Consider the following 16,708-nt stretch of genomic DNA (forward strand, 5'->3'; position numbering starts at 1 on the left):
TCCCCCTCAACCCTGCACCGGCAGCTGGATGAGGAACTCGGTGCCCTCCTGCGGCGAGGAGGACACCCGGATGTTGCCACCATGCGCGCGCACGATGGAGTACGCCGTGGACAGACCCAGCCCCGTGCCGCCCTCCCGGGTGCTGAAGAACGGCTCGAAGATGCGCGACAGGTCCGTGGCGGGAATGCTTCCCCCCGAGTCCCAGATGCGCAGCAGGGCCAGCTCGTCCGCGCCCTCCAGCGTCACCCGCACCCGGCCGCCCGGGCCCGCCGCCTGGAAGGCGTTGCGCAGGATGTTGATGAGCACCTGGCGGATCTGATCCGCGTCCACCGGCACCCGCAGCGGGGCCAGCACCTGCTCCACCCCCACCTGCCAGGCCAGGGGATCCGCCCGCAGCATGGCCACCGTCTCCGCCACCAGCACCTCCAGGTCCAACGCCTGCTTGACGGGAGGCGGCGGACGGGCGAAGCGCAGGAAGTCCTCCACCAACTTGGACAGCCGGTCCGACTCGCGCAGGAGGATCTCCACCAGCTTGGCCGACGAGGGATCCCCTCCGGGCTCCTGGACGAGCAGCTGCGCCGAGCCCCGCATGGCGGCCAGGGGGTTGCGAATCTCATGGGCGAGCTGGGCGGCCAGCGTCCCCAGGGCGGCCAGCCGGTCCGCGCGCTTCAGGTCCTCCTCGATGCGGCGCAGCTCCGTCAGGTCCTGGAAGACGACGAGCGTGCCCCCGCCGCCACTGCCCTCCAGCCCCGTCACCGTCAGCCCGAGCGTGCGCAGGCCCGCGGGCGTCTGCACCGTGAGCTCCCGGCGGCGCTGGCGGGCCTCCGGCCCCAACGTCCCCGGCAGCAGGGACTCCACGTGCAGGTCCGGCGGCAGCCGCCCCTCCAGGGACAGGATGGAGCGGGCGGCCCCGTTGACGAAGGTGACCCGCCCCGCCTCGTCGCAGGTGATGAGCCCCGAGGGCATGCAGGCCAATATCTGCCGCTGCAGGTTGTCGAGCTTCTTGAGGTCCGCCTCACGCTCGGACAGCTGCCCGCCCGTGGCCGACAGCTGGCGCGTCAGGTAGCCCGCCAGCGCGGCGATGAGGAAGAGGGCCAGCACGTTGCTGCCCAGCAGGAAGGCCAGGCGCTGCCGGCTGATGTCCCCCACGCCCAGGGGCGGCTCCAACCACCGCAGTCTCACCGCCATCAGCAGCGAGCCGTAGGCGATGGCCCCGGCTCCCGCGGCGAGCAGCGCGCCCCGGCCGTCCAGCACGATGCTCGCGCCGATGACGGCCAGCAGGTAGAGGAAGGTGAAGGGGCTGTCCCCCACTCCGGTGAGGAAGACGAGCACCGAGGCGATGAGCAGGTCCCCCACCACCTGCACCACCGCCGCCACCCGGTCCGCCCGGCCTCCGCGCAGCATGAGGCCGTACACCAGGGTGAAGAGGTAGACGAGCCCGATGACCGTGAAGGACAGCGTGTCGACGCGGCTGGGCTCCTCCACCAGCGGCTGCATCAGCAGCCGGGCCACCACCGCCACCAACGACAGACTGACGGCCACCGTGCGGAACACGGTGAGCCACACCAGCCGCGTCCGCAGCGCGTCTGCCTGCGGAGGCGCGGCCAGCACGAGACCACCGACGCTACTTGACGGCACCGGCGATGGCGAAGATGGGCAGGTACATCGAGATGAGGAAGCCACCGACCACGCCGCCGAGGAACACCATCATCAGCGGTTCGATCATCGCCGTGAGACCGGCGACGGCCGTGTCCACCTCGTCGTCGTAGAAGTCGGCGATCTTGTTGAGCATGGTGTCCATGGCGCCCGTGGCCTCACCCACGCCGATCATCTGCACCACCATGGGCGGGAACACCTTCGTCTCCAGCAGCGGACCGGCGATGTTCTTGCCCTCGGCGATCTTCCCGCGCACGAAGTAGATGGCCTCTTCCACCGAGCGGTTACCGGCCGTCTTCGCCGTCACGTCCAGCGCGTCCAGGATGGGCACGCCCGAGGAGATCATCGTGCCGAGCGTCCGGGTGAAGCGCGCCACGGCCACCTTGCGGATGACGGGTCCGAAGATGGGCGCCATCAGGAACACCTTGTCCATGAAGCGCCGGCCCTGCGGATGCCGGTAGGTGTACGTGATGGCCGCCGCGATGGCGCCGATGCCGCCGAAGGCGTGGAGCACGTACTTCTGCGCCCACTCGGACAGGTCCACCACGAACTGGGTGGGCGCCGGCAGCGCCTGGCCGAAGTCGGAGAACATCTTCGCGAACGTCGGCGTCACCTTGAGGAGCAGCAGCGCCGTCACGCCGAAGGCCACGAGGAGAACGATGGCCGGGTAGGTCATCGCGCCCTTGACCTTGCGCTTGAGCTTCTCGTTCTTCTCACGGTAGGCCGCGAGACGGTTGAGGATGTTGTCGAGAATACCGCCGACCTCACCGGCCGCGCACAGCTGGACGAAGAGCTCGTCGAAGACCTTGGGGTGGTCCGCCAGCGCGTCGGCGAAGGTGGAGCCCTGCTCCACCTTGCTCTTGATGGCGAACACGACCTTGCGGAAGGCCGGGTTGTCCATCTGGCTGCCGAGGATGTCGAGGCACTGCACCAGCGGAAGGCCGGCGTCGATCATCGTGGCGAACTGACGGGTGAAGACGAGGATGTCCTTGCCCGTGACGCCCGACCCGAAAGCGATGTTCAGGTCGGAGTCGAGAAGACCCTTGCGGCGGACCTTGACGGGATTGAGACCGAGCGACTTGAGACGGGCATTGACGGCCTCGATGTCGGAGGCCTCCATCTCTCCCTTCTTGGTCTCGCCAGACTTGGTCTTGGCCTCCCAGAGGAACTGGGCCGTATTCTTGGACTTTTGGGGTGCAGACTTCTGGGTTGCCGTTGCCGCCATACAGCCCTCCGAGGGGGATGTGAGTCTATCCCCTCAGTCGAATTTCGCGAATTAGCGTCCGCCCGGACCGGCCGGCCGCTGACCAGGCACGCCGCCACCCGCGCCCGACAGGATGTTGCGCAGCTCGTCCGGATCGCTCGAGCGTCCGAAGGCCTCTTCCTGGGAGATGAGCCGCCGCGCCAGCAGCTGCGCCAGGGCCTGATTGAAGGTCTGCATGCCGAACTTGGCCTGGCCCACCTGCATGGCCGAGTAGACCTGGTGCACCTTGTCCTCGCGGATGAGGTTGCGGATGGCGGGGTTGGGCACCATCACCTCCAGCGCCAGCACGCGGCCCGGAGAGCCCGCCTTGGCGATGAGCGACTGGCTCATCACGCCTTCCAGCACGAAGGACAGCTGCGCGCGCACCTGCGGCTGCTGGTACGGGGGGAACACGTCCAGCACGCGGTTGATGGTCTGCACCGCGCTGTTGGTGTGCAGCGTGGCGTAGCAGGTGTGGCCCGTCTCGGCGATGACGAGCGCCGCTTCGATCGTCTCCAGGTCACGCAGCTCGCCCACCAGCACCACGTCCGGGTCCTGGCGGAGGATGTACTTGAGCGCCGTCTTGAAGTTGCGCGTGTCCGCACCCACCTCGCGCTGGTTCACCAGGCAGTTCTTGTGCGGGTGCAGGTACTCGATGGGGTCCTCGATCGTCATGATGTGCTCGTGACGATCGGTGTTGATCTTGTCCACCATGGACGCGAGCGTCGTGGACTTGCCCGAGCCCGTGGGACCCGTCACCAGGATGAGGCCGCGCGGCTTCTTCACCAGCTCGGCCACCACGGGGGGCAGGCCGAGCTCCTGGAAGGTGAGGATCTTGAAGGGGATGGTGCGGAAGGCCCCGGCCACCGCGCCGCGCTGCATGTAGATGTTGGCGCGGAAGCGGGACAGGCCCTTCACACCGAAGGACAGGTCGAGCTCGTTCTCCTCCTCGAACTTGTGCTTCTGCGCGTCCGTGAGGATGGAGTAGCAGAGCTGCTTGGTCTCCACCGGGGTGAGCTGGGCCGTCTTGAGCGGCACGAGCTCGCCGTCCACGCGGAGCTGGGGCGGGGAGCCGGTGGTGATGTGGAGGTCGGAGGCGCCCTTCTCGACCATCGCCTTGAGCAGCTGGTGCAGATTCACGAAAACCGTCCTTCGGGTATGGGGTGTGGCGGGTGGTGCGAGAGCGTTAGAAGGTGTCGGGCGCCGTGTTGGCCACCACCTCGTCCAGCGTGGTGACGCCGTCCATCATCTTCGCCAGGGCCGACATGCGCAGCGAGCTCATGCCCAGGCGGATGGCCTCCTGCTTGAGCTCGGCGGCGGAGGCACCGTTGATGACCAGCTCCTTGAGGCCATCCCAGAAGGGCATGACCTCGTAGATGGCCACGCGGCCACGGTAGCCACGGTCGTTGCACTCGCGGCAGCCCACCTTCTCGTAGAGCGTGAAGGTGCCGAGCTTCTCGGCGGGCACGCCGGCGTTGAGCAGCGCCTGCTCGTCCACGTTCTCCGCCGGCCGCTTGCAGGCGGGGCACAGGCGGCGCGCCAGACGCTGGGCGAGAATCAGGTTGAGCGAGGCCGTCACGAGGAAGGGCTCGATGCCCATGTTGAGCAGACGGCTCACCGTGCCAGGCGCGTCGTTGGTGTGCAGCGTGGAGAGCACCAGGTGGCCCGTGAGCGCCGCCTTCACGCCGATTTCGCCCGTCTCGAAGTCGCGGATCTCACCGATCATGATGATGTCGGGGTCCTGACGGAGGAAGGAGCGCAGCGCCGCGGCGAAGTTCAGGCCGATGTCTTCATGCATCTGCACCTGGTTGATGCCGGCGAAGTTGAACTCGACCGGGTCCTCGGCGGTGGCGATGTTGGTGTCGATCTGGTTGAGCGAGGAGAGCGCCGAGTAGAGCGTCGTCGTCTTGCCGGAACCCGTGGGGCCCGTCACCAGCACCATGCCGTAGGGACGCTCGATGGCCTCCTTGAACCAGGCCAGCGGCTGGGCATCGAAGCCCAGCTTCGTCATGTCCAGCTGGAGGTTGCTCTTGTCCAGGAGGCGGAGCACCACCTTCTCGCCGAAGAGCGTGGGGCACACGCTGACGCGGAAGTCCATCTCCTTGCCACCGCCGAGCTTGATCTTGATACGGCCGTCCTGCGGCAGGCGGCGCTCGGAGATGTCCAGGTTCGCCATGATCTTCAGACGGCTGGTGATGGCGTTGCGCAGCTTCATCGGCGGACGCATCACCTCGTAGAGCGAGCCGTCGATGCGGAAGCGGACACGGAAGTCCTTCTCGTAGGGCTCCACGTGGATGTCCGAGGCGCGCTTCTTGATGGAGTCCTGGAGGATGAGGTTCACCAGCTTGACGACGGGGGCGTCGTCGGCGGCGCGGGCCATCTGCTCGACGTTGCCCTCCTCCTCCTCCTCCTTGGCCACCTCGATGTCGTCGGCCATCTCCTCCACGAGGGCGTTCATGTCCGGGCCCTTCTCGGCGTAGTAGCGCTCGATGGCCTCGCGGATGGAGATTTCAGAGGCGACCACCGGCTCCACGTTGTAGCCGGTGAGGAACTTCAGATCGTCCACCGCGTAGATGTTGGACGGATCGCACATCGCCACGATGAGCGACGGACCGGCGCGGTTGACGGGAATCACCAGGTGCTTCTCGGCCACTTCCTTCGGCACGAGCTTGATGATCTCCGCGTCGATGTCGAAGTCCTTCAGGTTGATGGCCGGGACACCGTACTGCTTGGAGAGGAAGTCGGTGAGCTTGGACTCCTCGATGGCTCCCGTCTTGATGAGGGCGGTGCCGATGCGCGTCCCGTTCTTCTGCTGCTCCTCCTGGGCCTTGCGCAGCTGCTGGACGGAAATCAGGTTCTCACGAACCAGCAGTTCACCAAGTCGACCGGACATTCAGATGGCCTCGAACGTTGAAATGGCTTGATGGCGCCCCTCGCATGTCAGCGCGAGAGGACACCCCAGGATGCGCCCAAACGTGAGCGCACCGATGTTTCGGGATTAAAGGAAGGGTCGCGCGAGCCTGTCAAGGCGGCGCCTCAGGCCCGCTCTCCCGGCAAACCTTTGAATCTACTCGGGAAAAGTTCACTCGGACGCCCGTGCGATGACCGCCCGAGCAGCCTCGACGTCCCTCTTGATCTGCCCCACGAGCTCTGCCACCGAGCCAAAACGGCGCTCGGCGCGCAGCCGCTCCAGGAACTGCACCCGCAGCTCGCGCCCGTAGAGATCACCCTTGAAGTCCAGCAGGTGGGCCTCGATGGTGACCTCGTTGACGCCAAAGGTGGGTTTGACGCCGATATTGGCCACCCCGGGGAGCCAGGTGGCGTCCGAGGGGGAGCCGGGTGCGCCGAGGAAGCGCACGCGGATGGCGTAGACACCGGCGGCGGGCCGCAGCTCGTTCTGGGTGTCCACGTTGGCGGTGGGGAAGCCGATGCCCCGGCCGCGCCCCTGGCCGGTGACGACGGTGCCGTCCAGGTCGAAGGGCCGCCCCAACAGACGCTGCGCGGCGCTGACACGGCCCTCGAGGATGTACTCGCGCACCTTGGAGGATGAGGCCACCACCCCATCCACGGTGACGGGAGGCACCACGTGCACCTGGGCCCCCCGTGCGGCGGCGGCCTCGCGCAGGGTGTCCGCGGTGCCGGCGCGGGCGGCGCCATAGGTGAAGTCGTAGCCCACCACGATGTGGCGCGCGCCCAGCTCGTCCAGCAGCGAGGCCTCGAAGTCCCGCGGCGAGTGGCGGGCGTACTCGCGCGTGAAGGGCTGCACCACGGCCGCGTCCAGCCCACACGCCTCGAAGAGCTCCAGCTTGCGCGGCAGCAGGGAGATGAGCTTGGGGGCCAGCTCCGGCTGCAGCACCTTGCCCGGGTGGGGCTGGAAGGTGAGCGCGGCGGCGGGCGCGCCCTGGCGCCGGGCCTCGGCGAAGAGGGCCTGGTGGCCCAGGTGCACCCCATCGAAGTTGCCCAACGCGAGCGAACACCCGGCCAGCTCCCGCGCCTCCGTCACACCGTGGAAGACCTTCATGAAGCGCCGGTATACCGCCAAAACCGTCGCTTTGCCCTGGCCAGACCGCCCCGGCCCATGCGAAGAGGCCCCCAGCGTCACGCATCCGTCATGGCCCGCCCCCGCCTCCTCCCCGAACCTGTCGGCCTCCACCTGGCCAAGCTGGAAACCCCTCCCGACTGGGACGCGGAGTTCGGCTTCTCCGGCCCCCTCGAGCTGGAGATCGGCTCCGGCGCCGGTGGCCACGCCCTGGAGTACTGCCGGCGCAACCCCCAGGTGCGCTTCGTCGCCTTCGAGTGGCGCAAGAAGTACGCGCGCGACACCCTGGACCGCGGCAACAAGATGGGCCTGCGCAACCTCCGGGTGCTCGAGGCCGACGCGCGCTTCGTCGTGCCGCGCCTCTTCGCCTCCAGCTCGCTCGACGCCATCCACCTGCAGTTCCCCGACCCGTGGTGGAAGCGCGCCCACTTCAAGCGCGCCGTCATCCAGCCCGAGTTCGCGAAGCTGCTCCTGGACAAGCTCAAGCCCGGCGGCCTCTTCGACATGCGAACGGACGTTCAGGACCGGGGCGTGTCCATGCTGGCCATCCTGGAGGACGCCGGCTTCGTCAACCCCCTGGGCCAGGGTATCTTCCACCCTTATGACCCCGAGGAGGTGCCCTCCACCCGGGAGCGGCGCTACCTGGCCAGCGGGGAGCCCGTCTACCGCGCGCGCCTGCGCAAGCCGGCCTGAGGAGCACCCGGGCCAGCGGGTGACTTGGCAGTCACCGGGCTTCCGGGGAAGAATCAGACGGCCCCGGAAGTCGAGGGTGCAGCGGGGGCAGGCGCGACATGGCGGACGGCTCGATCAAGAAGATGGGAGAGATGGCCCGCCGGACCCTGGCCACCCCAGCGCTCGCCGACCGCACCATCCTGCTCGTCGACGATGACCCCGCCAACATCCAGCACGTGCGCGAGGGCCTGGCCTCGCACGGCTACCGCTTCCGCGAGGCCCATGACGGCACCGAGGCGCTGCGCTCGCTCCGGGAGGTGCGGCCGGACCTCATCATCATGGACGTGGAGATGCCCCGGCTGGGCGGCGTGGAGGTGTGCCGCATCATCAAGGCCAACGGGGGCGAGGGCGGCTTCGGCTTCATCCCCGTCATCCTGGTGACGGCCCGCCAGGCCGCCGGCAAGGTGGAAGGCCTGGAGCTGGGCGCGGATGACTACCTGGTCAAGCCCTTCGACATGCTGGAGCTGTCCGCGCGCGTGAAGTCCATGCTGCGCCTCAAGGCCCTGCAGGACGCGGTGGTGGAGAAGAACCGCGAGCTGGACAACAAGAACCGCGAGCTGGACAAGGCCAACAAGGAGCTGGCCCAGAAGCGCGAGGAGCTGCTGGCCCTCACCCGGGTGGACGCGCTCACCGGCCTCTACAACCGCCGCTACTTCGAGGAGCGCCTCACCGAGGAGTTCGTCCGCTCCACCCGCTACCGCTCGCCCTTGTCGCTGGTGATGATGGACATCGACCACTTCAAGAAGATCAACGACACCTACGGACACCCCTTCGGGGACGAGGTGCTGCGCCAGGTGGCCCGGACCATCAAGGGCAAGCTGCGCGAGGTGGACTTCGTGGCGCGCTACGGCGGCGAGGAGATGATCGCCCTGCTGCCGGAGACGGGACCCAAGGAGGCGCTGGGGGCGTGCGAGCGGGTGCGCGAGGCCATCGCCTCCCTCCAGTTGGAGTTCCGCGCCCAGGACGGGTCGCGCCAGCTGGTGCGCTGCACGGCCTCGCTGGGCGTGGCCAGCGTGCCGGCCAGGAGCCTGCCGGTGATGGAAGAGCTGATGCGCGTGGCCGACGTCTGCCTCTACGAGGCCAAGGCGGCGGGCCGCAATTGCGTCCGCCAGTACCAGGAGGAGTCCCCGGGCTGATTCTGCCCCTTGGCGAGCGGGTCGGTTTGGCCTAGATGGCTAGAACATGCGCCTGCTGACCGCAATGCCGTTGCTCTTGCTGGCCCTGCTGGCCCTCGGTGGTTGCGACCGGGCTGGTTCCATGCCGCCCGACAAGGCCTACCAGTCCTTCCTCGAGGCCCTGCGACGGGGAGACGAGAAGAAGGCCTGGTCCGCCCTCTCCCAGCCCACCCAGGAAGCACTCAAGGCCCGGGCCGAGACCGCCGCCCAGGCTTCTGGAGGCGCGGTGAAGGCGGATCCGGTAGCCTTCTTCTTCGCGAATGTTCCTCCCCCCGCCGATGTTACGGAGGTCTCGGTATTACGCGAGGAAGGGGATGTGGCGGAGGTGGGCGTGGTTTCCTCGAATGTAAAGAGCCAGGTCCGGATGGTGCGTGAACCGTCCGGATGGAAGATTGACTTGACGAAGTCCCTCCAGCAGCCGTGAGAACAGGCCTCCCCCAGGCCGCTCGCGCTTCAGGTAGCCTAAGAACGTGAACGATCGGAAGCCACGGCGGATTGCCCCCGCAGTCGAGGTCATCCGGCGCCCTGCCAGCACTCCCGGCACCGCGGCGCCGAGCCCGACTCCCACCAGTACTGTCTCGCCCCGGCCTACGCCTACGCCGCGGCCCACTCCCACCCCATCCCCGGCGGCGCCCACCGTCTCCGTGACGCCGCGGCCCACGCCGCGGCCCACGCCGACCCCGGCCCCAGCCCCGATTGCGGCGCCCTCCGGCCCTCCCGAGGCCCCGGCGGCCGTGGCCCCCGTCGCGCCCGTCGCGCCCCGGACGGTCGTCCCCGCCCCCACCGCGCCCCGGCCCGCTCCTTCCGCCGGCCGCGCGCCCGGTGCGGGACCCGGCTCGCGTCCCGGTGGTGGCTTCGGACGCCCCCGGACGCCCCGGCCCCCTCCCACCCCCGAGCAGATTCTCGCGCTCGCCACCAAGGAGCATGTGCCAGCGCGCATCGCCAAGGGTGAGCTCGAGGGCAAGATGAAGTGCCGGGTGTGGCGCAAGCTGCACGCCGAGGAGGCCAAGCGCTTCGACCAGGTGTACGCGCTCATGGGCCAGAACCCCGGCCTGTCGCTCCCCGACGCCTTCGGCGTGCTGCAGAGCGGCCTGTCCGTGACCGACTTCCTCGCGCGCAAGGAGCGCACCCAGCGCAAGGCCGCCGTGAAGCAGGCCCGCGGCGAGGTGGACGACTCCTCGGTGAGCGTCTTCATCAACGGGCTGCTCGAGTCGAAGACGGAGCTGGCCGTGGTGCTGGGCGAGCGCACCGTGCTCGACACGCTGTCGTCCGTGGAGCCCATCTCCTTCGTGCTCGGCCGCAGCGGCCGGCTGGAGAAGCTCCAGGTCGTCATGATCACCCGCCGCTCGGACTGGGAGCAGCTCACGCCCCAGCTCGAGCGCGACCAGAAGCTGGCCCAGAAGCCCGCCAATGTCGCGCGCCAGCCCGACAAGCGCCCCTACTCGGATCCCCGCCCCTTCCTGCCCCACCAGGGGCAGCTCGTGCACCTCACGCTGCGCAACGGCATCCAGCTGTCCATGCGCCTGCGCGTGGTGGGACGCTTCGACCTCATCGTCGGCGAGGACGCCCACGAGGTGTTCATCCCCCTGCACGCCCTGGTCCGCTTCTCGGCCGAGGAGGCCGCGGACGAGGACATGGATACCGACACCGACACCGAGAGCTCCGGCGATGAAGCCGGAGAGAACGACTAGCCCCGAGGACCCGCGATGCCCTTCCTCTCCAAGATCATCAAGCCGCTGCTGGCCCTCACCCTCTCGGCCGCCATCCTGGGCTCCCAGGGCTGCACCAAGGACCCGAAGCCGGCGGCGGAGCCCGCCGCCGCCGCTCCCGCCCAGCCGGCGGCGAAGCCCGGTGAGCCGCGCACCATCGCGCTCTCCGTCACCGAGAAGGGCTACGAGCCGAGCCCCGTCACCCTCAAGCAGGGCGAGCCCGTGAAGCTGGTGCTGACCCGCACCACGGACCACACCTGCGCGACGGAGATCGTCCTCGAGGACTACAACATCAACACCCCGCTGCCCCTCAACCAGCCGGTGGAGGTGGCCTTCACCCCCAACAAGACGGGCAAGCTCGTCTACGGCTGCGCCATGGGGAAGATGGTCAGCGGCGTGTTCATGGTGGAGTAGCTCCACTCCTTCGATTCCGCCGTCCCCAGGGGGCCGGCCACACCCGCGCGGTGTGGAGGCCCCCTTCGTGTATCAGTCCAGCGACTCCCCGGAGTCCTCCGTCCCCACGGCAGCGGGCTGATCCACCGCGGCGGGCTGCTGCTCGGAGACGGTCTCGGGCATGGGAACCGGGCACTCGAGCGAGCGGGCCCACGTCGCGGCCCGGTGACGCGCGAGGTGGAAGGCCGGCCAGCCTCCCGGCATCGGCTCGGTGAACCGGCAGAACATGCCGTGGACGTTCCGAGCGAACACGCTGTCGGGCGCCAGCGCCATCTGCGCGGCCAGCTCCGGCGCCGCATCCTCGGACAGCGAGACCATGTACCCATCGTCCAGCGAGTCACCGGCCGCGAACCGCGCGAGGTTGCCCCGCGCGATGAAGGCGTCCGGGTTGAGCACGTTGAGCGCCGCGAGGAAGCCGAGCGCCCCCACGAAGGCCCCGATGGCGAAGCGCTCCGGGCGCCACCACAGCGTCACCGCGCGCCACACCAGCACCCCGGCCAGCGCCACCATGAAGACGTGCGTGTACACGCGCAGGTGCGTGTAGCCGTACGCGGACTCGTAGAGCGCCATGCGCTTCATCGCCGACGCCAGGATGACCAGCACCAGGCCCACCATCACCGAGCATGCCACCCGGAAGGCGGTGACCTGCCCCTCGCTCCGCAGCCGCGTCCAGCGCGCCAGCGCCAGGCTCAGCCCCAGCGTCATCACCGACACCGCCAGCAGCTCGAAGAAGCCGCGCCGCGCGTACTCCGAGTAGCTGATGAACCTCGCCGGCAGCTCGGCCGCGCCGAAGAGGAAGGCGAGCTGGATGGCCGTGAAGCCCAGGAAGAGCAGGTCCACCAGGCCCACCAGCGTGAGGCTCTCGACGAAGCCCAGGCGGGCCTCCACCGGCGCCACCTCCGTCTCACCCGCCTCCACGCCGTTGCGGCGCCGCCGCTGCGCATGGGCCAGCAGCCCGAGCACCCCGAACGCGCTGCCCCCCACGAACACCAGCCGCAACACCGTCTCCAGGAACGTCATGCCCGGATTGAAGGCCAGCACCCGCGCCACCGCGTCCTCGAAGACCGCGTCCGCCGAGACGAGCAGCGCGGTGAAGATGAACAGCACGGGCACGGCGAGCAGCGCGCCCCGCACCACCGGCATCAGCTTGGGCACCTGCCTGCGGGCCGAGGACAGGTCCACCTCCGCGCGCAGTACGCCCGGCGGCAACAGCGCGGCATGGAAGAAGGCGCCGAGCGCCGTGAACGGGTAGCTCCACAGTCCGAGCCGCTCCACCCGGCCCGCCGCCCAGAAGTGCGTCACCAGCAGCAGCAGGAAGCCCGAGGCGAGCACGTTGAGCGTCGTGAGGAACGGACTCGCGCGCACGAACACCATCCCGGAGAAGAACAGCAGCGGCACGAGCAGCCACGCGTTGGGACGGGCCCGCTGCCAGCCCTCGCGCCCGCCCAGGCCGAGCAGCGCCGCGAGCAACAGCACGACGAAGAGCGGGAAGGAGATGCCGAGCGCGGGCCCATCGAAGAACACCTCGGCGCAGACGCCCAGCCCGAGCGACGCGAGCATCGTCGCGAGAGGCCGGCGCAGACGCGGGACGGCGGGGGCCGAGGCAACATCATCGGTATCGGTCGGGAAGCCAGTGGCGGCGGTCGTCATACGGAACTCCGAGAGCGCGTGTTCGCCCGGTGTTGTGCAAGGTTGGGCCCAACCGGGGTGCCGGCGAGGGCTCGCGCGCCGAACGGTCGGTTCGCGGCGCCGAACGGTCGCGACCCCGTACAGCGCGTGGACCCCCGCGCCGCCCCACCCGGCTTCACGTGTCCCGAGCGCCACGGCTGCGGCCGGTGAACCGCACTGCCTCCCCGCGTGAAGTCCACGAATGGACGGAGCCCCCAGAGGACCCCGGACGCCCGGTTTCTCGGCATGACGCCCGAAGACGGGTAGGCTTGGGCCTCTTCTCCCCATGGGCGGCGCGGCGGACCTCTTCACCCGGCACGTATTCCTCGACCTCGAGACGACGGGGTTGGATCCGCGCGCCGACGAGGTCATCGAGCTCGGGGCCCTCTTCATCGAGAACGGCCGCGTCGTGGACCGCTACGTCCACTTCTTCGCCGCCTCGCGCCCCCTGCCCCTCACCATCCGCCGGCTCACGGGCATCAAGGACACGATGCTCGCCGGCCAGCCCCGGCTCGCCGACAAGGTGCCCGAGCTGCGCCAGAAGCTCGCCGGGTGGACCGTGGTGGCCCACAACGCCTCGTTCGAGAAGGGCTTCCTCCCGGACCTGCTCGGCCCCATCCGCGCCCCGGTGCTCGACTCGTGCGAGCTGATGCACTACCTGCACCCGGAGCTGTCCAGCCACTCGCTCGAGTCCCTCCTGCGCTGGGCCGGCAAGGGGCCTCGTGTCCGCCACCGCGCCATGACGGACTGCGAGGCCACCTGGTCCGTGCTGCTGCACGCGCTCGATGGCTGCATCCGCGACGGCCGCGCCGAGGACATCGCCGACCTGCTGGAGACCCTGGACCCTCGCGCCGCGCTGCGGCTGGCGCAGATCGAAGCCGGCGAGGCCGGGGGAGAGCTGGACGGAGCGCTCGACCCCGAGGCGGCGCCCCTCGTGTCGCTGCTCACCGGATTGTGGAACCTGTGCCGGGCCCGGCCCGCTCCGCTGAAGCTGGAGGCCACCGGCTTCCTCCCCGGACGCGCCGAGCGCCAGCGGGCCAACGGCTCGAAGCCGCCGCCCGAGCCGCCGGATGAGAATACGCCAGTGTTCCCCGTCCGCTCCGAGGAGGTGTCGGCCCTGCTCGGCCCCGGTGGTGCCCTGGAGCGCGCCCAGGAGGGCTTCGCCGCCCGCCCCGCGCAGCTCGAGATGGCCCAGGCCGTGGCTCGCACGCTGTCCGACGGCGGTCAGCTCGCGGTGGAGGCCGGCACGGGCACGGGCAAGTCGCTCGCGTACCTGGCGCCCGCGGCCCTCTTCGCCGCTCGCAACGGCCGCAAGGTGGGCGTGGCGCCGCATACCAAGACGCTGCAGGACCAGCTCATCGAGAAGGACCTGCCCCGCCTGCACCGCGCCACCGGCGGCGCCTTCTCGTACACGCTCCTCAAGGGCCAGACGAACTACCTCTGCCGCCGCCGCGCGCTCGACATCACCCGCGTGGAGCCCGGCATGGGCCACGCCGCGCGCGCCCCTCGCGCCTACCTGCGCGCCCTCATGCGCCGCGGCCCCGATGGAGACCTGGACCGGCTGAGCCACTGGTTCCGCGAGCGCTTCCCCGTGCTGCACGCGCTCGCCCCGGCCGTGCGCTCCGAGGCCTCCACCACGCTCGGCGAGCGCTGCCCCTACTTCCACCGCTGCTACTACCACTCGGCCGTGGCCCAGGCGCGCGACGCGGACGTGCTCGTCATCAACCAGTCCCTCGCCTTCGCCTGGCCCGCCCGCTACCCGAAGCTGGACCACCTCGTGCTCGACGAGGCCCACGAGGTGGAGGACGTGGCCACCACCGCGCTCTCCTCGGAGCTGTCGGACATGGCCTTCAGCCGGCTCGCCGAGCGGCTGCACGGGCGCGACGGCCGGCGCGGACTCTTCGCCGAGCTGCGCCGGGCCCTCTTCGCCTCGCGGCGCGCCGAGGCCCGCGTGCTGATGAGTGAGATCGACAGCGCCCTGCTCTCGGTGAGCACAGCCGCGCGCGCGCTCGGCGAGCGGGTCACGGCGCTGTGCGAGCCGGCCGCGGCGAGCACCTCCGAGGACGCGGACGAGTCCGCCTACGCCCCGGAGCTGCGCATCACCGCCGAGGTGCGGGCCTCGCCCCCGTGGACGCCCGTGCGCGAGGGGCTGCTGGAGCTGCGCGAGTGCCTCCAGGGCCTGCACAAGCTGCTCACGGTGGGCCTGCAGGAGATACTGCCGGACCTGGCCGTGAAGATGCCGCCGCTGGAGCGAGAGCTGGCCGGCGGCGTGTCCGAGGTGTTGGAGCTGACCACGCTGACCTCGGAGCTGTCCGACGAGCCGGCGGAGGGCCGGTGCTACGCGGCCACGGCGGTGCCTCGCAAGCAGCGCTGGAGCCTGAGCGCGCAGCCGCTGAACGTGGCGCCCTACGTGTCCCGGGACTTCGCCCAGCACAAGCGGGCCCTCGTGCTGGCCTCGGCCACGCTGAGCACGGGCACCGAGCGGATGCCCTATGTGCTCGGACGGCTGGGGCTGGACGGGCGCAACGAGGGGATTCCCGCGCCCCGGCTGCTGCGCGCGCCCACGCCCTTCGATTTGCGCAAGCAGGCCCTCGTCATCCTGGTGATGGACGCGCCGCGCGCGCACGAGGAGCCCTTCATCGAGTGGGCCGCCACGCGCGTGTCCGGGCTGGCCCAGGTGATGGGCGGGCGGGTGCTGGGGCTGTTCGCCTCCACGCGGCGCATGGAGCGCGTGGGCGACCTGGTGAAGGCGAAGCTGGAGCCGATGGGCATCGAGGTGATGCGGCAGTCGCGCGGGCACGGGCGCTCGCTGGCGGCGCGGCAGGAGAAGGACACCGGCACGGTGCTGCTGGGCACGAAGAGCTTCTGGCAGGGCGTGGACATCCCCGGCCGGGGCGTGGGCTGCGTCTTCATCGACAAGCTTCCGCTGGAGCCCGCCAGCCGCCCGCTGGTGGCCGCGCGCGAGGAGCCGCTCGCCCGCGGAGGCAACACGCACCTGGGCTTCCTCCACTACCGCATGCCCCGGGCCCTGCTGATGCTGCGCCAGGGCGTGGGCCGGCTCATCCGCTCGCACGCGGACCGGGGCGTGGTCGTCATCGCCGATCCGGGCCACCCCAGCTACCGGCAGATGCTGCTGGACGCGCTCGCCGGCTACCGCGTGGAGCTGCTCCCGTGGTCCGAGGCCCGGGTGCGCCTCTACTCCGCCATCGAGGAGATGGGGCTCATCCGCCGGGCCTGAGGCCAGGGGGGCTTTCCTCTCGCACGGGGATGGCCCAGAGTTCCCCCATGGCTCCCTGGATGGCACTCGCGTGGTTGTGGCTCCTGGCTACCGTCATCTCCCTCGTGTCGGGCGTGGTGATGGCCCTCGTGTGTTGGGCCGTGGGCGCCTCGCTCTCCGAGGTCCGCTTCCACGTCGGCCCCCCGCTGCTCAGCTTCCGCATCCGGGGCGTCAAGTGGAGCCTTGGCTTCCTCAACTTCGGCGCGAGCGTCACCTTCGAGCCGCTCGGCATCCGCAGGGATGGGTCGGACAACAACAGCTTCCTGCAGCTCCCCCTGTTCCTCCGGCTCATCGTCCACACCAGCACGGTCGCCGGCATGCTCCTGCTCGCCGTGGCGTGCCTCTCGCCCGCGCGCGGCCTCGCGGCGTTCACCTCGGGGTTCGAGCAGGTGGTCAACGTCATGCTCGCGCGGGAGCGGGTCGTCGCCTTCCTCGCGCTGCTGAGGTCCGAGGGCTTCGTGCCGGCGCTCGGCGTGCTCTCGGCGAAGCTCGCCGCCCTCAACCTGCTCCCACTGCCTCCGCTCACCGGCTACATGATGCTGCGCGAGCTCTGGCAGGGCATCTTCAAGCCCCGGACGCCGAATGAGGGGGTCCCCGCCTGGGGCATCACGCTGGTGCTCCTGCTCCTCCTGGGCTGGGGCTACGGCCTCTACGAGGGCCTCGTCCATCCGTACTCGAAAGAGCCCGGGCTCGGCGTCATGTTCCGCGAGGCCAAACGGCTCATCGGAACCGCCGCCGATCCCTGAACGCGCGGGC

General features: G+C 69.9%; 13 protein-coding genes. 7 read left to right on the forward strand and 6 right to left on the reverse strand.

Going from position 1 to position 16,708, the window contains the following annotated elements; translation table 11 throughout:
- Positions 1–6: 6 nt before the first annotated feature.
- The 5 genes from VFZ09_RS20870 to VFZ09_RS20890 all read right to left on the reverse strand — a co-directional run bounded on the left by VFZ09_RS20870 (position 7) and on the right by VFZ09_RS20890 (position 6,920).
- The gene (locus VFZ09_RS20870) at positions 7–1,611 is read right to left on the reverse strand and encodes a two-component system sensor histidine kinase NtrB (RefSeq protein WP_329729378.1); all 1,605 of its coding nucleotides are present in this window, start codon (positions 1,609–1,611) and stop codon (positions 7–9) included.
- Positions 1,612–1,624: 13 nt separating this feature from the next.
- Positions 1,625–2,881: a type II secretion system F family protein gene (locus VFZ09_RS20875; protein ID WP_329729379.1), complete on the reverse strand. Its 1,257-nt coding sequence runs from the start codon at positions 2,879–2,881 to the stop codon at positions 1,625–1,627.
- A 51-nt stretch (positions 2,882–2,932) separates the two neighbouring features.
- Positions 2,933–4,039: a PilT/PilU family type 4a pilus ATPase gene (locus tag VFZ09_RS20880; protein WP_329729380.1), complete on the reverse strand. Its 1,107-nt coding sequence runs from the start codon at positions 4,037–4,039 to the stop codon at positions 2,933–2,935.
- 46 nt (positions 4,040–4,085) lie between these two features.
- The gene (gene pilB, locus VFZ09_RS20885) at positions 4,086–5,792 is read right to left on the reverse strand and encodes a type IV-A pilus assembly ATPase PilB (RefSeq protein WP_329729381.1); all 1,707 of its coding nucleotides are present in this window, start codon (positions 5,790–5,792) and stop codon (positions 4,086–4,088) included.
- A gap of 189 nt (positions 5,793–5,981) precedes the next feature.
- Complete coding sequence (locus tag VFZ09_RS20890) at positions 5,982–6,920, reverse strand: bifunctional riboflavin kinase/FAD synthetase (protein ID WP_329729382.1); 939 nt, start codon at positions 6,918–6,920, stop codon at positions 5,982–5,984.
- A 90-nt stretch (positions 6,921–7,010) separates the two neighbouring features.
- On the opposite strand from VFZ09_RS20890, the gene trmB reads away from it, so the two are divergent.
- From trmB to VFZ09_RS20915, 5 genes are all read left to right on the forward strand, one after another.
- Complete coding sequence (gene trmB / locus VFZ09_RS20895) at positions 7,011–7,631, forward strand: tRNA (guanine-N7)-methyltransferase (protein ID WP_329729383.1); 621 nt, start codon at positions 7,011–7,013, stop codon at positions 7,629–7,631.
- 98 nt (positions 7,632–7,729) lie between these two features.
- Positions 7,730–8,806 (forward strand): diguanylate cyclase, encoded by a 1,077-nt coding sequence (locus VFZ09_RS20900; protein ID WP_329729384.1) that lies wholly within the window; start codon positions 7,730–7,732, stop codon positions 8,804–8,806.
- 46 nt (positions 8,807–8,852) lie between these two features.
- Entirely contained in the window at positions 8,853–9,269 is a 417-nt protein-coding gene (locus VFZ09_RS20905) for a hypothetical protein (RefSeq protein WP_329729385.1), read from the forward strand.
- A 310-nt stretch (positions 9,270–9,579) separates the two neighbouring features.
- Positions 9,580–10,536, forward strand: a complete 957-nt coding sequence (locus tag VFZ09_RS20910; protein WP_329729386.1) for a hypothetical protein — start codon at positions 9,580–9,582, stop codon at positions 10,534–10,536.
- Positions 10,537–10,551: 15 nt separating this feature from the next.
- Positions 10,552–10,968 carry a cupredoxin domain-containing protein gene (locus VFZ09_RS20915; protein ID WP_329729387.1) on the forward strand — a complete coding sequence of 139 codons (417 nt, stop codon included), beginning with the start codon at positions 10,552–10,554 and terminating at the stop codon, positions 10,966–10,968.
- 72 nt (positions 10,969–11,040) lie between these two features.
- Here VFZ09_RS20915 and VFZ09_RS20920 read toward each other — a convergent pair whose 3' ends face one another.
- Entirely contained in the window at positions 11,041–12,657 is a 1,617-nt protein-coding gene (locus tag VFZ09_RS20920; RefSeq protein WP_329729388.1) for a DUF4173 domain-containing protein, read from the reverse strand.
- Between the two features lie 304 nt (positions 12,658–12,961).
- Here VFZ09_RS20920 and VFZ09_RS20925 point away from each other — a divergent pair, with 304 nt between their 5' ends.
- On the forward strand, positions 12,962–15,913 hold the full coding sequence (locus tag VFZ09_RS20925) for a helicase C-terminal domain-containing protein (RefSeq protein WP_329729389.1): 2,952 nt from the start codon (positions 12,962–12,964) through the stop codon (positions 15,911–15,913).
- A 47-nt stretch (positions 15,914–15,960) separates the two neighbouring features.
- Positions 15,961–16,698 carry a site-2 protease family protein gene (locus VFZ09_RS20930; protein ID WP_329729390.1) on the forward strand — a complete coding sequence of 246 codons (738 nt, stop codon included), beginning with the start codon at positions 15,961–15,963 and terminating at the stop codon, positions 16,696–16,698.
- Positions 16,699–16,708: the final 10 nt, after the last annotated feature.

The sequence above is a fragment of the Archangium sp. genome (assembly GCF_036277355.1).
Lineage (GTDB): Bacteria > Myxococcota > Myxococcia > Myxococcales > Myxococcaceae > Archangium.

Excerpts from the sequence above, each read along its gene's own strand:
- VFZ09_RS20925 (WP_329729389.1), top strand. The coding sequence starts at position 12,962 with ATGGGCGGCGCGGCGGACCTCTTCACCCGGCACGTATTCCTCGACCTC.
- VFZ09_RS20905 (WP_329729385.1), top strand. The coding sequence starts at position 8,853 with ATGCGCCTGCTGACCGCAATGCCGTTGCTCTTGCTGGCCCTGCTGGCC.
- pilB (WP_329729381.1), bottom strand. The coding sequence starts at position 5,792 with ATGTCCGGTCGACTTGGTGAACTGCTGGTTCGTGAGAACCTGATTTCC.
- VFZ09_RS20875 (WP_329729379.1), bottom strand. The coding sequence starts at position 2,881 with ATGGCGGCAACGGCAACCCAGAAGTCTGCACCCCAAAAGTCCAAGAAT.
- VFZ09_RS20930 (WP_329729390.1), top strand. The coding sequence starts at position 15,961 with ATGGCTCCCTGGATGGCACTCGCGTGGTTGTGGCTCCTGGCTACCGTC.
- VFZ09_RS20900 (WP_329729384.1), top strand. The coding sequence starts at position 7,730 with ATGGCGGACGGCTCGATCAAGAAGATGGGAGAGATGGCCCGCCGGACC.
- trmB (WP_329729383.1), top strand. The coding sequence starts at position 7,011 with ATGGCCCGCCCCCGCCTCCTCCCCGAACCTGTCGGCCTCCACCTGGCC.
- VFZ09_RS20915 (WP_329729387.1), top strand. The coding sequence starts at position 10,552 with ATGCCCTTCCTCTCCAAGATCATCAAGCCGCTGCTGGCCCTCACCCTC.
- VFZ09_RS20920 (WP_329729388.1), bottom strand. The coding sequence starts at position 12,657 with ATGACGACCGCCGCCACTGGCTTCCCGACCGATACCGATGATGTTGCC.
- VFZ09_RS20890 (WP_329729382.1), bottom strand. The coding sequence starts at position 6,920 with ATGAAGGTCTTCCACGGTGTGACGGAGGCGCGGGAGCTGGCCGGGTGT.